Annotated in this window: 19 protein-coding genes; 12 read left to right on the top strand and 7 right to left on the bottom strand. The window is 60.3% G+C overall.

What is annotated here, in order from left to right:
- Positions 1-46: 46 nt before the first annotated feature.
- Together LB569_RS30840 and LB569_RS30835 are read left to right on the top strand one after the other, a co-directional pair.
- Complete coding sequence (locus LB569_RS30840) at positions 47-940, top strand: sugar phosphate isomerase/epimerase family protein (RefSeq protein WP_224540296.1); 894 nt, start codon at positions 47-49, stop codon at positions 938-940.
- A 136-nt stretch (positions 941-1,076) separates the two neighbouring features.
- A complete protein-coding gene (locus tag LB569_RS30835) occupies positions 1,077-1,430 on the top strand; it encodes a cupin domain-containing protein (RefSeq protein WP_140708223.1) in 354 nt (117 codons plus the stop codon).
- Positions 1,431-1,494: 64 nt separating this feature from the next.
- Here LB569_RS30835 and LB569_RS30830 read toward each other — a convergent pair whose 3' ends face one another.
- Together LB569_RS30830 and LB569_RS30825 are read right to left on the bottom strand one after the other, a co-directional pair.
- Entirely contained in the window at positions 1,495-2,163 is a 669-nt protein-coding gene (locus LB569_RS30830) for an NAD(P)-dependent oxidoreductase (RefSeq protein WP_224695279.1), read from the bottom strand.
- A 54-nt stretch (positions 2,164-2,217) separates the two neighbouring features.
- Positions 2,218-3,084: an SDR family oxidoreductase gene (locus tag LB569_RS30825; RefSeq protein WP_224695278.1), complete on the bottom strand. Its 867-nt coding sequence runs from the start codon at positions 3,082-3,084 to the stop codon at positions 2,218-2,220.
- A gap of 104 nt (positions 3,085-3,188) precedes the next feature.
- Here LB569_RS30825 and LB569_RS30820 point away from each other — a divergent pair, with 104 nt between their 5' ends.
- The 8 genes from LB569_RS30820 to LB569_RS31890 all read left to right on the top strand — a co-directional run bounded on the left by LB569_RS30820 (position 3,189) and on the right by LB569_RS31890 (position 9,431).
- Positions 3,189-4,079 carry a LysR family transcriptional regulator gene (locus LB569_RS30820; RefSeq protein ID WP_224695282.1) on the top strand — a complete coding sequence of 297 codons (891 nt, stop codon included), beginning with the start codon at positions 3,189-3,191 and terminating at the stop codon, positions 4,077-4,079.
- A gap of 543 nt (positions 4,080-4,622) precedes the next feature.
- A complete protein-coding gene (locus tag LB569_RS30815) occupies positions 4,623-4,886 on the top strand; it encodes a hypothetical protein (RefSeq protein WP_224695277.1) in 264 nt (87 codons plus the stop codon).
- A 218-nt stretch (positions 4,887-5,104) separates the two neighbouring features.
- A complete protein-coding gene (locus LB569_RS30810) occupies positions 5,105-5,548 on the top strand; it encodes a hypothetical protein (protein ID WP_224695276.1) in 444 nt (147 codons plus the stop codon).
- A 181-nt stretch (positions 5,549-5,729) separates the two neighbouring features.
- Positions 5,730-6,533, top strand: coding sequence for a Ku protein (locus tag LB569_RS30805; RefSeq protein WP_224695275.1), 804 nt, complete (start codon positions 5,730-5,732; stop codon positions 6,531-6,533).
- Between the two features lie 41 nt (positions 6,534-6,574).
- Positions 6,575-6,883: a hypothetical protein gene (locus LB569_RS30800; RefSeq protein ID WP_140708237.1), complete on the top strand. Its 309-nt coding sequence runs from the start codon at positions 6,575-6,577 to the stop codon at positions 6,881-6,883.
- Positions 6,884-7,418: 535 nt separating this feature from the next.
- Entirely contained in the window at positions 7,419-8,405 is a 987-nt protein-coding gene (locus tag LB569_RS30795) for an alpha/beta fold hydrolase (RefSeq protein ID WP_224695274.1), read from the top strand.
- Positions 8,406-8,447: 42 nt separating this feature from the next.
- The gene (locus tag LB569_RS30790) at positions 8,448-8,978 is read left to right on the top strand and encodes a DUF1003 domain-containing protein (protein WP_224695273.1); all 531 of its coding nucleotides are present in this window, start codon (positions 8,448-8,450) and stop codon (positions 8,976-8,978) included.
- 324 nt (positions 8,979-9,302) lie between these two features.
- Positions 9,303-9,431 (top strand): hypothetical protein, encoded by a 129-nt coding sequence (locus LB569_RS31890; RefSeq protein ID WP_263579837.1) that lies wholly within the window; start codon positions 9,303-9,305, stop codon positions 9,429-9,431.
- A 445-nt stretch (positions 9,432-9,876) separates the two neighbouring features.
- Here LB569_RS31890 and LB569_RS30780 read toward each other — a convergent pair whose 3' ends face one another.
- From LB569_RS30780 to LB569_RS30765, 4 genes are all read right to left on the bottom strand, one after another.
- Entirely contained in the window at positions 9,877-10,053 is a 177-nt protein-coding gene (locus tag LB569_RS30780; RefSeq protein WP_157163632.1) for a hypothetical protein, read from the bottom strand.
- A 181-nt stretch (positions 10,054-10,234) separates the two neighbouring features.
- Positions 10,235-10,831 (bottom strand): sigma factor-like helix-turn-helix DNA-binding protein, encoded by a 597-nt coding sequence (locus LB569_RS30775; protein ID WP_224695271.1) that lies wholly within the window; start codon positions 10,829-10,831, stop codon positions 10,235-10,237.
- A 384-nt stretch (positions 10,832-11,215) separates the two neighbouring features.
- On the bottom strand, positions 11,216-11,452 hold the full coding sequence (locus tag LB569_RS30770; protein ID WP_140708247.1) for a DUF6894 family protein: 237 nt from the start codon (positions 11,450-11,452) through the stop codon (positions 11,216-11,218).
- Positions 11,453-11,471: 19 nt separating this feature from the next.
- Positions 11,472-12,206, bottom strand: coding sequence for a Crp/Fnr family transcriptional regulator (locus LB569_RS30765; protein WP_411970266.1), 735 nt, complete (start codon positions 12,204-12,206; stop codon positions 11,472-11,474).
- A 201-nt stretch (positions 12,207-12,407) separates the two neighbouring features.
- Between LB569_RS30765 and LB569_RS30760 the strand changes: the two genes are divergently transcribed.
- A complete protein-coding gene (locus tag LB569_RS30760) occupies positions 12,408-12,557 on the top strand; it encodes a hypothetical protein (RefSeq protein ID WP_224695269.1) in 150 nt (49 codons plus the stop codon).
- Positions 12,558-12,589: 32 nt separating this feature from the next.
- Positions 12,590-15,922 carry a DEAD/DEAH box helicase gene (locus tag LB569_RS30755; RefSeq protein WP_224695268.1) on the top strand — a complete coding sequence of 1,111 codons (3,333 nt, stop codon included), beginning with the start codon at positions 12,590-12,592 and terminating at the stop codon, positions 15,920-15,922.
- Here the strand turns inward: LB569_RS30755 and LB569_RS30750 are convergent.
- The gene (locus tag LB569_RS30750; protein ID WP_140708253.1) at positions 15,860-16,081 is read right to left on the bottom strand and encodes a hypothetical protein; all 222 of its coding nucleotides are present in this window, start codon (positions 16,079-16,081) and stop codon (positions 15,860-15,862) included. The genes LB569_RS30755 and LB569_RS30750 overlap by 63 nt on opposite strands.
- Between the last annotated feature and the right edge of the window lie 106 nt (positions 16,082-16,187).

The raw sequence follows: 16,187 nt of genomic DNA, 5'->3' as shown, positions 1-16,187 counted from the left end.
CCCCCCCCCCCCCCGCCTTTCTCACTTCTGTATACCGGAGACGATCATGTCGCGCATCGGAATCCATTCTTTCGTCTGGTCGGCAAGCTCGGCGCAGAGCGAACTCGAACGCACGCTGGCCAGCACCAGGGAGGCCGGTTTCGGCCTGATCGAATTCTCCTATCTCGATCCCGCCAATGTCGACATTGGCGGGCTTGCCAAGCGTATCGCCGACCTTGGCCTCGGTGTGGCGATCAGCATCGGATTGCCAGCCGACGGCGACATATCGAGCGCCGACAAGGCGATTGCGGCGCGCGGCGTCGAGATTCTCAACGACACCATCGCGCTGACGCGCGACCTTGGCGGCCGCAAGGTGGCCGGCATTCTTTCGACCAGCCATGGCCTGCAGGTCGAGGCGCCGACGCGCGATCAGTGGAACCGCAGCGCCGGGACATTGGCCGAGGTCGCCGAAACCGCGAAGGCCGCCGGCGTCACGCTCAATCTCGAAATCGTCAACCGCTTCGAAAGCAACCTGCTCAACACATCAGCGCAAGGGTTGGCCTTCATAGAGGACACCGGTTCGGACAACATCTTCCTGCATCTCGACACCTTCCACATGAACATCGAAGAGGCCGATGTGGGGCTCGCCATCCGCCATGCCGCGGCCAAGATCGGCTATGTCCATATCGGCGAGAGCCACCGCGGCTTTCTCGGCACCGGCAATATCGATTTCGCGGCGATTTTCGATGCACTGACCGCGATCGGTTACGCCGACGATCTCAGCTTCGAATCCTTCTCCTCGGAGATCGTCGACGAGAACCTGTCGAAAAAGACCGCGATCTGGCGCAATCTGTGGACCGACAACAAGGCGCTCGCCAAGCACGCGCGCGCTTTCATCGGCCTCGGGCTGGAGACGGCGCAACGCAAGGCTGAACTCGTCTCGGCGCCGCACAAGCCTTAGCAACTCGAGGTCGGCGCGGGTAGCCGGCGGTCTGCCCGGATGCGCGGCCGCGCCTGTTTCGCTTTGCACGGCATTGCTCCCGTCAAGTGCATCGGCTATCCGACCTCTGCGACACATGAAGCAAACGGAGCCCGGCATGACGAACAAGACCATCCTCAAATTCGGCGCGGTCGAGCACGCGGAAGCCGGCGATCTGCCTGGCTGGATCGCGGTCGAGGGCCAGCCGACCATGCAGACCGCCGTCCAACATACGACCGCGGATGGTAAGGTGATATCGGGCACGTGGCGGGCGTCGCCGGGCACTTATCATGCGACCTACACCGACTATGAATTCGTGCACATGATCGCCGGCCGCATCATCATCACGCCCGATGGCGGCACCCCGGTCGAAGTCGGTCCTGGCGACGCCTTCGTGGTGGAAGCCGACTTCAAGGGCACCTGGAAGATCATCGAGCCGGTGACCAAGCATTTCGTGGTCAAGGTTGGCTGAGGCGGTCTGGCGGCCGTGGTCATCTCGGCAGAGGGACCACGACCGATCGCACGCCGAATGGCGTTCACCAGGTTATCAACGGGGAACGATGCAGCCATGTGTCGTTGCGCACCTGGTCCAAGACAAAGCTGGCAACGTTTGCTCGCGATATGGTTCCGCCATGGAAACCTGAGAGATCGGTGAGCGCGCGGATCGTCTCTCGGCTGGGCTTGTCGTTGAGCACGGAGGGGCGAACGAGAACCCAGTCGAGACCGCTGTCCCTGACGATAGCTTCCTGACGGTTCTTGTCGGCATAGACCTTGCGCAAAAGCAGCGGGAAAACCAGGTTGTCGAACAGAAAGCCGCCATGGCCCGCGCTGTCTCCGGCGCCCAGGCCCGTGATGGCGACAAGGCGGGAGACGTTTTCGGCCTTCATTGCGGTCACGAGCGTCCGCGTCGCGGACGAGAGGAGGGTCACCTCGCGAAATGGGCTAGCGGGAGTGCCAAGCGCGCTGATGACGGCGTCGCGGCCCTTTAGCGCTTGCCGCAGGACCTCCTCATCGCGGGCATCTCCCACGATGAGCTTTGCGCCCTGGAGATCGCCCGCCTTTTCGGGAGAGCGCACGAGCACGGTGACATCGTAGCCTCTCTCTTGCGCCTGACCTACGATCAGGCGACCGGTGCCGCCGGTCGCTCCAAGGAGCAATATCCTGGGTCGGGCATTGGGGCCGTTATCGGTTTGGGAATTTTGCATGATAGCTACCTCGGAAGGGGGGGCGCCTCGCAAGAGGCAGTCCCAGGTTGACGGTCATGATGCGGCAAGCTCAGTCGCGAAGTCGCGGTATGAGTGCAACGGGCGGCCCAGGATTTCTGTCAAACGCTCGACGTCGCCGGCCTTTGGAAGCATCCCGTCGGTGACATAACGCTCCGCCATCAGGCGCATCTCATAGGCCATCCATGTGGGCATGATTTTCGCCAGATTCTGCTCGAAGCCGGCCGGATCATCACCGCCATAGGCAACCGGACGACCCAGGACATCCGACCAGATCGTGGCTACATCCGAACCAGTCAGCGTATCGGGGCCGACCAGATTGATGATTTCGATCGGGAGCTTGCCTGGGGCCAGGTCACGACGGATCAGTTCGATAGCCGCGACCTCGGCAATGTCGCGGGCGTCGACCATGGCGATGCCCTTGGCTCCGATCGGCATCGGATAGACGCCATGGTTGAAGATGACGTCCTTGATCATGAGGTCATTGTCGATGAAGTAGGCCGGGCGCAGGATCGTGGCGCTGAAACCCATCTGTTCGATCATCCGCTCCGCGCCGGCCTTCACCGCGAAATGCGGAACGTTGACGAAGTGATCGCTGTGGATCACCGACAGGTAGACAACCCGATCGACGCCTGACTCTCGGGCAATGTTCAGGGTGATGAGCGCCTGGGTGAATTCGTCCCCCGACACCGCGTTGAGCAGGAACAGCGTGTTGACGCCGGCAAACGCTTTGCGCAGGGATCCGATATCGAGCAGTTCACCTTGCACGACCTCTACAACGGCCGGAAAATCAGCCTTCGACGTGTCGCGAACTAGGACGCGCACATCGGCGCCGCGCTTGACGAGTTGCTGGACGACTTGGCGGCCGACACGGCCAGTGGCTCCGGTAACGAGGATTGTCATGGTTGTTTTCTCCGGGTTGGGTTGCTTGACGACCCGAATATGAGTGGTTCACACATGGACCAATAGATGCGAATTTTGGACACAACGTATCACTGGTGGAACGCATGGATTTGCTTGCTCTCGCTGATTTCGTCACCGTGGCGCGCCACGGCGGCTTTGGGCGCGCGGCGCGCGCCGCCGCCCGCCCGAAGGCGACGCTGTCGCGTCGGGTCGCGGATCTCGAGGCCAGCCTTGGCCTGCGCCTGTTCGAACGCGGCGCACGCACGCTCAAGCTGACTGAGGAAGGGCGCGCTTTATATGAGCGTGCGGGTCGCTTGCTTACCGAGCTCGATGAGACTGCTGTGGCGATCGCCTCGGGTGGTGAGAAGCCGCGAGGCAGGTTGCGGATCAGCGCGCCACTGGTTTTTTCGCAGACCGCGATGGGAAAGATCGCCGCCGGGTTCGCGCTGAAATATCCGGAAGTGAGGCTCGAGGTCTCGACGGAAGATCGTTCCGTCGACATGATCGAGGAGGGATTTGATCTGGTGATCAGGGTCAATCCGAATCCGGATGACAGCCTCGTCGGACGAGTCTTCCTGCGCGATCGGCTGGTGGTGGTGGCAAGCGCTGACCTTGCCCGGCCGTCCGGACACCGCCCCGCTCCCGCGGTCGTGCGCTCGGCCGGCGATCAACCGACCTGGGCCGTGAAGACGCCCACCGGCCGGGCAACGATCGCGGTCCAGCCGGTCCTCGCTCTGTCATCGCTGATCATGGTCCGGGATGCGGTGCGAGCAGGCGTCGGTGCCGGCCGCCTCCCCGTGTCGCTTGTCAGCCACGATATAACCGAGGGCTCGCTGGTGCATTGGGGTGATGTTGAGGGAGGCGACATCACCTTGTGGACCCTCTACCCGTCCAGGCGGCTGCTAAGCGCCCGGGTGTCCGCGTTTCTCGACTATCTCAAACAGGCATTCCCGATGGGGACGCCTGACGAATTGGCCGCCTATATCGGCAAGTGAGGTGCAGGAAGCGGGCCGCGTCGACCGACCGACTTACTGCACGTAGCCATCGTAAAGTTGAAAAGTATGGTGATCCCGACAGGAATCGAACCTGTGACCTACAGATTAGGAATTTATCATTCGACCTTTCCTATTCCCAATGCCAGTCTCTGTACGATTGCGTGTGTCATAACATGTACAAATTGTTGTGACTTTCGTACAGCGTTCCGCGTTTGTCGTTCGTACCACCCCGCCTACATCCGCGACTTGGCATAGTTGGGAGACCGTGCCGCCCTTCACCCCGACTGGTCTAGCGGCGCTCGATCGAGCTAGAGGCGCGCGCATACCATTCTGACGTAGCGTGAGAACTTCCAATCTTGCCAGCTTCTATGGCAGTCTCGGGGGAAAGATTGCCGCGTCTCCAACCATTCAAAAGCACGAACGTTCAACGAAAGACTGTACCATTGCGGACCAAGTCGCCACCTCCATCATTTCTTAACGACACAAAAGGAGGACGGAGTCATGTTGCAGCGCCAATGCAACATCTGAGAGATGGAGGAAGCCATGTTGTTTCCTGGTCAAGTCGTCATGTGCGGCGAACTGGAAATGCTCGCCCGCGTCTGTCGGACCGCCTGCAAAGAGAGGGGCATTCCGCTCAAAAGCCAGGAGGCACAGACACTCGCGTCCCATGTCCTGAAGCTTTTCCTGAACGGCCTTACGGGCGAGGAAGAGCTTCTAAGCGCCGAGCGAAACCGCATGAAGAGGCAAGCTCACATTGATGTGTTGAAGCAGCCGTCCGCGCCCCAGCACCTCGTGTCCAACAGCTAGGGGCAAGTCGCCTTGCTGACCTCGTTGTCTTACAGGCTGGTGCCAAAGATCTGTTTCGTTGTCCACGCCAGCGGCTCGAAGCCGGCATACGTCGTCTAACTCCCGCCCACAAAAGGAGGTTCCCTTTCTTGGCAGTCGTCTGAAGCCAGACGGGACGATCACGGCACACACCTTCGACACCAGCAAGACGCCTGGACGTTCAATCATCAGATGGCAGTATGCAGGCACCAATCATTGATCTTTTGGCAACGGCCGTGAAAACTGCACGTCGGTTCCGGTCGGCAGGCTTTTTCTTGGTCACCGGCATGGCAGGCATCGCCGATGCCTTGCAGATCATCGCGTTCTTCGTGCTGCCCTCATGGCCGGCTTTTGGCTGGCGGCCACGGTACCTCAGAACATTCAACACAATGTTTGATACGGGACCCGTTCGATCGTTCGGACGCCATCGTGACGAACAGGGAACTTTGTTGACCGGAACCAAGTTCATGATCATCCCTCGGGAGGATCGATCATGGCTGGAAATGAAAACCGCCGCGAAACCGGCGCCACGAAATACCCGAACAAAGATGGAGGCGACCACCAAAGCGAATTCTCACAAGATGCCGCCGGCAACAACCCTCCTGATGCCGGTGGCGGCTTGGCTCGCCCAGTTGGTGAGGTAGAAGACACGACGCATCAATCTGATGGTCAGAATTCGTCGTGTCGGCCGACACCAAGCCCCGCCACGCAGAAAACGTCCGGCGCCGGGCCGGCCGTTGCGGAGCATTCTAAGGACGCCAAGGCGCCCAGGTCAGGTCGGCAACCCGGCGCCTACCGGAAGGATTGAAGAGCGGAGAAAAGGACATGGCGGCTCCCCGCGCGGTCTGGAAAGGCTTTCTGAAGGTCGGTTCGGTGTCTTGCGGCGTGAAACTCGTGAGTGCGACCAGCGAAGCGTCGAAAATCCACTTCAAAATTCTGAACAGAAAAGACGGCCTCCCGGTCAACAGCGCTTACGTTGACGAGGGAACTGGCGACAGGGTCGAGCGCGAAGATCAAGTGAAGGGGTACGAAGTCGAGAAGGACGATTTCATCAAGGTCGAGCCGGAGGAGATCAAGAAGCTCAAACTGACATCGGCACACACCCTCGAGGTGGGTGAGTTCGTCGACATCTCAAGCATCGACACGCGCTACCTGGAGAAACCCTATTACCTCATTCCCGCCGATGGCGCCTCGATCGAAGCTTTTTCCGTTCTCCGCGATGCCATGGCCAAGAAGCGCGTCGCGGCGCGGTCCTGCGTGGTTCTGTACCAGCGTGGCCGCGAGGTCGTGCTCCAACCGTACGGCAAGGGAATGCTGCTGACCGAGCTTCGTACTCACAACGAGATGACCTCGGAAAAAGCCGTATTCGACGATTTGAAGAGTCCCACGTATGATGAGGACCTTCTCGAAATCGCAAGCTTGCTGATCGACAAGAAGGTGACCAAATTCGATCCCTCGAAGTTTGAGGACACCTATGAGGACGCGCTAATCGCAATGATCGACGCGAAGCGGAAAGGCAAGAAGCCTCCCAAGGCGGCGCCGCGTCCGGAAGAGAATGTTGTCGACCTGGCATCCGTTCTGAAGAAGAGCTTGGCTCGTGAAGGGATCAAGCGCCGCAAGTCGGCATGACGGGCTGCGTTCGGCGTGGGCCAGTCCACACAGGCCTCAAAATGGTATTGATAGAGATCCTGCTCCCATTGAACGATAATCTCGGAAATCCTTTTCCGCGCGAGGTCTACAAGCACCTCCAGGAACAACTTACCGAAAAGTTCGGCGGGGTCACCGCCTACACGCGGTCGCCGGCAAGTGGCACCTGGAACGATGAAGCAGGGGCAACTCGCCATGATGAGGTGGTGCTATTTGAGATCATGGCGGAAACATTGGACGCTGCCTTCTGGCAAACATTGAAAGGGAAGCTCGCTGACCAGTTTGAACAGGACGACGTCATTGTAAGGGCGACGGAAATCACATGCCTTTAGGGCGCGCCAGCACAGGTTGGTGACGTGAAATGGTACCCTGTCCGCCAACGGGCGGACCAATCCGGTTTCAAGCCGTAACATGAAGCCACCGCCTTTCAGGCGTGGAGAATTCACTGTTGATCGCGTTGCGGGCTTAGCCCGCTACTCCACGTGGGGTAGCGGGCTTTCGTATTTCAGACGCCAGGTTTCGGAAGCCGGCCCGCAAAACAGCCAGCGGGCAGGGACCGCCTTGGCCGTCGGCGCGACGTTGCGAAGAGCTACCTCACCAGCAGACTTCCGTCGACGATCTGACGCCATCGATAACGTTGTAAAAGCGCTGAATCAGATGGCCATCGCGTTTGAACATGCTGCCATCGCCGCATCCGATGCCTCAGAGAGTTCGCGTTTCAAGCCGTTTGAGCCTGCCATAGGCAGTGTCGTTGTCTAGCGGAACAAGCTGCCCTTCCGAAGGTTGGGGCGCGGCGAGGCACCGAGCAAGACAGTTCCTGGCAGGCAGTGCATGGCGTTCCACAGAGACAGACCGAAGCTCTCGACCGTGCTGCTCGTCGCCGCATTGTCGGCACTTGCCGGGTACAATCACGCCCGCGCCAAACGTGCGCTTGTTGGCCGGGCGCACGGCCATGTCATGGAGATTGAAGGTCTTCGCCTGCATTTTATCGAAGCCGGCACCGGCATGCCGCTCATTTTGTTGCATGGAAACGGATCCATGGCGCAGGATTTCAAGTCGAGCGGTATCTTCGATCGGGCGGCAAAGACCTACCGGGTACTCGCATTTGATCGGCCGGGCTTCGGTCGAAGCACGCGGTCGCGCGGCCGGTGGTCCGCCCGTAACCAAGCCGATCTCATACATGCCGCCGTCGGCAGGCTGGGCATCGAGAACTATCTCGTGCTTGGACATTCCTGGGGCGCCTGGGTAGCCCTCGAATTGGCGCGCAGGCATTCTCCTTCGGTTGCCGGCATCGTGCTGGTCTCCGGCTACTACTATCCACCGCCCCGGCTTGATCTTGCGCTGGCCGCCCTGCCGGCTCTCCCGGTCGTCGGCACTGCGTTTCGCCACACCTTGCTGCCGTTGCTTGTGAGGCTTGCCTGGCCTTGGGCGATGCAGAAGATCTTTCATCCGGCGGATGTCGCTGCCGACTTCGCCGTTCTCGCAAAGGATGTCGCCAGCCGCCCTTCCCAACTGCGCGCGGTGTGTTCGGAATCGGCATCGATGCTCGGGGCAGCCCTGCTAAGGAAGCCCAGCTACACGGACATTGCCGTCCCGACGGGCATCCTGGCGGGGTCTGGAGACCGGCTGTTCGACGCTGAGGGGGAGGCACGACGCCTGCATTCGGAGGTCGGTGGGTCCCTCCTCGATGTCGTTGAGGGCGCCGGCCATATGGTTCACCAGAGCGCCCCGGAGGCGGTGATCGCCATGGTGGACACGATTGCAGGACGGCACTCCTCGTCTCAAGAGACCGGCGGCCGTGAGCCGGCGAATTCAGGCGATGCAGCCTCGCCGGGCGTGCCAGGCCGGCGATGATCGGCGCTGGGATGATATTGGCCGCCAAACCGGGCTTTTAAAATGAACGATCAGCATCCCGCCGACATGCAGTCGATCCTTCACCAGAACATACAGGCTTTGGTCGACCACAGGCGACAACAGGAGGAACACCAGGGGGTCCAGGTGCGCATTGCCGGCGCCATTTCGCGCTTTGCGGGAAGCATGCCCTTTGTCTATTTGCACCTCGCAATTCTCCTCGCCTGGATCCTTGCTAACCTAGGCCTGATACCGGCCATTCCAGCTTGGGACCCGACCTTTGTGATCCTGGCCATGGTGGCCTCGGTCGAGGCGATCTTCCTGTCCACTTTCGTGCTGATCAACCAGAACAGAATGGCCGAACACAGCGAGCGCCGAGCGGAGCTGGATCTGCAGATCAGCCTTCTCAACGAGCATGAAACCACGCGGCTCATCGAAATGGTGGCTGCCTTGACGGAGCGCCTGAACGTCTCGACACCAGCCGATGAGGAGCTGCCGCAACTGGCCGAGAATGTCGATCCCCGGCAGGTGATGACGGAAATCCAGCAAGCTTCTGAAGATCAGGAGAAAGCTTGAGCAGAAACGAAGATGCCCGCGTCGGAGGCGGCCGCCGCCGAGGCTAACCCAACAAGAGCCTCCACCCGGGAACATTCGCTGCACTTCAAGGTTCGGGGACAGGTCTACAATCCTGCCTCATTGTCTTGGCCTTCGAAGCTGGCGAAGCCCGTCTCGGTTCTCCGAGTCGGGCTTCGCTGACTCCGCCGCGAAGTCGCGGCGGGACTCAGCCGACACCGGCGATACCTGTCATATGGAACCAAGTTGACGCCGAGATCGTAGTAGCGGCGGCGACTTGAGAGTTTCGGGACGAGCGATGCTGTTCCGATCGTCGGAAATGAGACGATGATCCTTCTCGACCTCAAGTCAGCTTTGGAGGAGGCCGGCTTCCAGGTCGTCGGCGTGCGAAATGCCGCCGAGGCGCTGGCGGATTTCCATCCCGATCCAAACCCTTCTTTCTGTCGCAGATTATAACCGCCGTTTCTCTGCTTTAATGCGCAAAGCAAGCTCCGGGAAACTCACATCTCGCTGATGGGAATCTCTCACTCATGAAAACCATGGAACATTCTGTCCTGTGTGACGTTAGGGCGCGCCGGGGAATCCCTATTGCAGGATTTTGCGGCGCGGAGGCGGGATGCAATGCATAGGGATGCCTATACCCCATCGGAACTTGCGGTCCTGAGCCGCGTCCTTGGACGCAGCAACCTCAAAAACGAGACCGAAACCGAGAGAGAACGGCGCGCATCGCGCATCCTTGCTTACTACCAAGCCGGGATCACGGACGAGAACGAGCTCGAACAGCTTTCGCGACAACCGCTGGGCAGGTGAGCTTTCGCCTCGTCTCTGAGAGCTGCCGTTGCAGGGCCTTCGGACTCCGCAACCGGATGCCTGTGGGAGTTGTCCAAGCAGCACGCACCACCTATTCGTCGAGCTTTCGGTCGAGTTCGTCGAGCAATGACCGATGCTCGCGGGGCATGTCCGCGTCCGTCGGCAGATCCAGCAACTGGCGAAGCTGGCGACGGCTGGCGTCCGATGCGATCCACTGACGTATGAGACGGGCTATGGCCTTCTGTTGCGCCTTGCCGATTTCTTCCATCTTGGGAACCCGAGCTTGACCGAGGGTCGAACTCGGCGGATCCCTCATGGTTCCCTGCCATGCACAACAAACCTGCGGTTGAGCGATCGGCTACCTCAGGGCGAGCGATGCATTGGCTGCCTGGCAGCCATTCCGAATTTTTGCTCGAATTTCTGCCTTGAACACTGCCGCGCTTTGCTCATCATCCATTCGATTGTTCAGGTGTGGCTTCCGCGGGGACACCCGACTGGACAACCATTCTTGTCCTCGCATCCTGTATCCGGCCCTTGATGGTGGCTGTGTCGCAGTCGCAGATGTCGGCGGCGTCTTCATAGGACAGCCCGAGCATGCAAACCAAGACGATGGCCTGCCGCTCCTGATCCGCCAGGAGGTCTATGGCACGTGCTATCCCGGGGCCGGTTCCCATCTGTTCCAGAGCCTCGGAGGCAAAAGGTTCCGACAAGCAACTAGCCCTTCCTCGACTTTGTAAGTCCGTGTCTTCAAGCCTGGCCAAGGAAGCCCTGCGCATGGTGGCGAAGATCCAGGGCTTCACGCGGCCTCCATCAACACCATCGAGATCTGCAATCCCCTTGATCAGTGTCTCTCGGACAAGGTTGTCAGCTTCATCGATGCTGCCACTGAGCGAACGGGCGAATGCCCGCAATGCCGGAACAAGGTCCACCAGGTTCGTCTGTTCGCCAGAATCTGGTAAAGACAAACTTCCAGGATAGGTAGCGGGCTGTGTCTGCTCCGCAAGGACCGGACCGGACGCGTTGAGGTCGGAACGGTGTTCAGTCATCGCAGTTATCCTGAAGATCGATAGGCCCTGTTTCGTGTCGGCCCGATCTGGTGGGGTGGAGGGTCCAAGAAGCCACAATCGTCATGTTTTGCTCCGGGCTGATGCTCGGACCCGTCATCTGCCGGGTCCTGCTGCGTGCGAAGCAAGGGTGCATTGTCCCTCGGCACGCACAGACCCAACTAATCCGGTCACTGACCCGGCGCACTTACATAGATTAAAGCGCGCGCCCGCTTGCACCGGGATATGCTACGCGACCGAGCACTGCGTGATCCTACGGCTCGGGGCTTTCGAGATACGTCGTCTCGCTGGATGCCGTCCGATAGGCATCTGAAGCTGGTTGGATGAGGAGGGGCTGATCGGCGGTGCCGCGAAAGTCGGCAGAATTCATCTCATCAACATGATCTGAAGCGAGAGGCTTAGCCGCAGGACTTTGTCGCCATTTTCATCACGCACCTCTACAAACACTTTCTGACCGTCAACGCTTTTCAATGCGTCTCTAGTAAGATCGATAAGGCCTTCGAATCCGACTCGGCGCACCTCTTCGAGGCCACCGCATTCGACACCTATCTCATCCAGCAAGACCAAATCGCGATCGCCGGTGTCAAAGAAAAATCGTGCCATGGGAGAGCTTCCGTCACCACTAATCTGCCGGGTTCTTTTGGTGCAGGTAGGTCGTGTCGAAATCTCCTGCGTGAGTGAGGCGGGGCCAGTCGATCGCATGCATTCTCGTGCCTGTGGTCGCGATGAGGCCGTCACGACGTAGTTCCTGAAGCATTCGATTGACGTGGACCGTGGACAACCCCAATGCATCGCCAAGTGCGGCTTGGGTTATCGGAATATCCGCAATGTGATCCTCAATGCGTCCGACTGCCCGCAAGCGAAATATGAGTTCGCACAAAATATGAGCCATGCGGGTATAGGCCTCACGTCTTCCAACGTTGGTGACCCACTCCCTGTACATCGCCGCGTCGATCAGCGTCGACCGCCAGAAAGCGGTGGCGATACGAGGGTGCTGGTCACAAACGCTGCGGAGAACGTCATGTCGCATGAAGCCCACTCGGGCCGGTGTCAGGGTCGAGAAATTGCAATCCATGACCGACAGATGCAGCCCGTGCAGATCAGGAATGTCCCCGGCCACGAAGAAAGACGTGATCTGTCGCTTTCCTTCGCTCGTGTATTTGGTGGAGCCGATCAAACCATCCAGAACGACAAACGAGTAAACAGGACGCTCGCCCTCACGCACCAGGTCGTGGTTGGCGGAAAAGTCTTTCTCCTGAATCGGTATGCTTTTCAAAACCGCCATTTCAGCCTCTCGGATTTCCGAGATGGTCTCAAGCTTGCGGATAAGGACATCCGAGGATGAAGTAGGGGACAAAATGGCTACCTAGCTGATTTTGCACACCGAACTTTTATCCACGCCAAAAGTTCCGGATGGCGATGAATCCGAATAAGCAGGAGGCGCGATCAAAGCCGCGGCCTGTGTAGCAAACGCACCAACAGCTTGTACGTTTTCATACCTTCCCTCGCTCCGCCGGCAGGCGTTCGAGGTTAAGTCGCACTCTTCGGGGAGTTCGCTATGGAAGAGACCAGCATCAGCGAAAAAGACGCCGGCGAACTGGTGGCCTTGCCAAGGCTCAATTGGCCGTCCTTGGAACGCAAGGCCGCACGGGCTGCCGCCGCTTGCAACACTTTAATCCGCGCCTCAGGAACGGGGTGGTTCCACTGACGTTCCCCACCGATGGGCAAGGTGAGATCTCAGTGAACAGACCTATTTCGCGGACGGAAATCATCGAACAAACCGATCACCCGTCGACTGACAGGGACCTCGCGAGAGAACAGGGCGTTTCGCCTTCCGCCGCAATCGCGGCGGCCCTGGCCGATACCCTGGACAGCGGTCCAAACAAGCATATCGTCCACATAGCCGCCTCGGAACGCAGTGCCGAAGAGATCGCCGCGGCCTTGCGTCAGTTTCTGCCCGGCGCGGACGCCATCTTCCTGCCGTCCTGGGATTGCCTGCCTTACGACAGGGTATGGCCGACACGCGCCAATATGGGGCGGAGGCTTCGTGCTCTGCGTGAGATCGCAAGCGAGCCCAAACGTCCGCGCATCGTGATTCTATCGATCGAGACCACTCTCCAGCGGATCCCGCCCGCACCGGTCATTGCGGGCGGTTTCACGATTCTGGAACCTGGACAAAAGTTCGACCCGGATGGTTTCCGAACGAGAGCCGAGGCGATTGGATACGGTGTCGACGAGAGGGTCGACGAGCCGGGCGAGATAGCTTTTCGGGGCGATCTCATGGACATATTCCCCGCTGGCGCCGATCACCCGGTTCGTGTCGTCATCGGTCCAGATAGCTGCATCCTGGAACTCAAGACCTATGACCCCATCAGCCAGCTTAGCGAACATTCGCGAGACTCGGTCACCGTCGGACCGGCATCCGAGCTGATTTTCGCAACGGGGGATCATCCCGAGTTGGCGGCCATGCGCGCGACGTCGATGGAAGAACGCCTCGTCGCATTGTACGGCAGCATGCCGTCGGTGTTCGATGTGACGTCCAGCGCATGTGTCTCCATCGCGGAAGGTCTCGAAGGCGCGCCGCTCGACCGCTTCCTGGACCTGATCGAAGACGCACGTGGCGCGAGGCAGGAGGTCGCCGCGCCCGCCAAGCCCTTGCCGGAACAGTTTTACCTGTCGCGTGAAGAATGGGACGTCGCAGTCCGCAAACGCCACGGCACGAGCCTTGCCGTTTCTGCCGCCCGAGTTCCCAAATTCTTCCGGCAGGCGCGATCCGGGCATCAGTTCGCCGAATTTGTGGAGAGGCAGACAAGGTCGGGTTTCACTGTGACGTTTATGGGCGATGCCTCCGACCTGCAGCGAGCGGATCGTCTGCTCGATCGGAAGCTCGGCCGGCGAATGGAGCAAGCGGCTGACTGGCCGCGGATCCGTTCGGCCCCAAGGGGCTCTCTTCTCAAGGCCGAGATCGTTCTCGACGAAGGCTTTGTCGACGAGCAATCAGGCATCGCGGTGGTGGCCGCAGGCGACGTCTTTGGCCAGGTCATGAAGGCAAATGGCAGCGTGGCCACCCCCCTGCTGGAACCCGAGTTGCGCATTGGCGACGCCGTCGTTCATGAGGACCATGGCCTGGCCGTGCTGGCGGCGGTCGAACAGGTCGAGTTGGCCGGTCAGCAGCAGGATGTCGTCAGGTTGGAATATCGTGACGGAGCTTCCTTGCTGGTACCGGTCGGTGAGTTTGGACGGATATGGCGCTACGGCTCGGAACCCGGTGCCGTGCCGCTCGACCGCTTGAACAGCGACGGATGGCTCAGCCGCCGCAAGGCGGCGCTGCGCGACGTCGACAGGCTGGCCAAACGCTTGAGGGACATTGCCAAAGCCAGGTCCAGCCAGCCTGCCGCGATCATAAAACCCTCTCGCGCCGACCTGGCCCGGTTCGCGGCGCGGTTTCCCTATACCGAGACTCCCGACCAGGCTGCCGCCATTCGCGACGTGCTCGACGATCTGTCGTCGGGGAGAACAATGAACCGGCTTGTCTGCGGCGACGTCGGCTTCGGCAAGACAGAGGTGGCCCTGCGGGCCTGCGCCGCCGCGGCGCTCTGCGGGAAGCAGGTTGCGGTCATAGCACCGACAACGGTGTTGGCACGCCAGCACTATGAAACGTTCAGCCGACGATTCGCGGGAACGGGCCTCGAGGTTGCCCACCTCTCGAGAATGGTCGGAGCGGCGGAGGCGAGAGCGGTGAAGGAGAGGCTGCGGAGCGGTCACGTCGCGGTGGTTGTGGGTACCCAGGCCCTGGCGGCCAAGAGCGTCGGATTCGCCAATCTCGGACTGCTGGTGATCGACGAGGAGCACCGGTTCGGTGTCAAGCTGAAGCAGGCGTTGCGAAACATGGCGCCCTGTCTTCATACGCTGAGCATGAGCGCCACGCCGATACCGCGGACGCTGCAATCGGCAATGTCGGGCATCCAGGAGGTCAGCGTCCTCAATTCTCCGCCGGCCAAAAGACGTCCCGTTCGCACCATCCTTGCCCCCTTCGATCCAGCTTCGGTACGAGCCGCCCTTTTGCGCGAACTCCGCCGGGGCGGACAGAGCTTCTTCGTGGTTCCGCGCATCGAGGACATCGATCCGGTTCGCCAGCAGCTAAACAGATTGGTGCCGGAACTCGCGGTGAAGACGGCGCATGGCGAAATGAAAGGGAGACAGCTGGACGAAGTCATGGTCGGGTTCGCTGACGGCGACGGCGACGTACTGTTGAGCACCGACATTATCGAGAGTGGCCTCGACGTGCCGCGGGCCAACACCATCCTGATCTGGCGGGCGGACAGGTTCGGTCTGGCACAGTTGCATCAGCTTCGCGGTCGGGTCGGAAGGGGAGCGGTGCAGGCCATTGCCTTTCTTCTGACCGAGCCTGGCGTCGAACTGGCCGAAGGCACAAGCGCCCGACTTTCGACGATGATTGCGCTCGATCGGCTTGGCTCCGGCCTTGCGATCAGCCAAAGGGACCTCGACCTGCGCGGGGCAGGAGACCTCTTCGGCGAAGATCAAGCCGGACACATGAAGCTGATCGGAGCAGGCCTTTATCAACATCTGCTGGGGCGGGCGGTCTCGCTGGCTGGGGGAGGGACCGATCACGACAGGCAGCTTGCCGACATCAACGGCGCGGGAAAGGGAGCCTTTCCCGAAAGCTACGTCAACGAGCCGACGGTGCGCGTCAGCCTCTATGCGAGGCTGTCTCGCATGGCTTGCGAGACGGACCTCGAGGCATTCGGCGAAGAGCTCGAGGACCGCTTTGGAGATATGCCCGGCGAAGTAGCGGATTTACTGGAACTGACCAGGTTGCGCATAGCCGCGGCTGAGCTTGGCGTCAGCAAAGTCGATGTGGGACCCGAAGCGATCGCGATCAGCTTCCGCGAGAAAGCGGCGGCATCAAAATGGCGCTTGAAAAACGCACAGGGCTTCGAGTTCCGTAACGGCCGGTTGATCTTCAGGCCGTCCACCCAGTCCCGCGGCTCAGGCGTCGATGCCGTCCGCACGGTGCTCGGCGCCTTGCGTGCGGCCCGGCGCCGCCCATGATGGGTTCGCTCGGATCACCGGTTCCAGATCATGGGGAAAGTTCGCCGCTTCGATGGGCAGTTCGTCGGTTGGCGTTTTATGTCTTGGAGTCACGGACGGAAGCATTTCAGCGACCTCGATGAGGATATCCTTCACGAAGTGATTGATCTGGGCGCCCATCTTCCGCGTGCCTGTTGTGTGCGATGGCTTTCGAACTTGCTGCCGAAACCAATGTTCCCCCGTGAAACGCGTGACGCGCTGTTCTGCAAGGGGCGCCGTTCAAGGC

Origin of the sequence: Mesorhizobium sp. BH1-1-4 (assembly GCF_020165665.1) — a bacterium.
Classification (GTDB): Bacteria; Pseudomonadota; Alphaproteobacteria; order Rhizobiales; family Rhizobiaceae; genus Mesorhizobium.
Note: the sequence above shows the minus strand (reverse complement) of the source record. Positions and strands in the feature narration are given on the sequence as shown.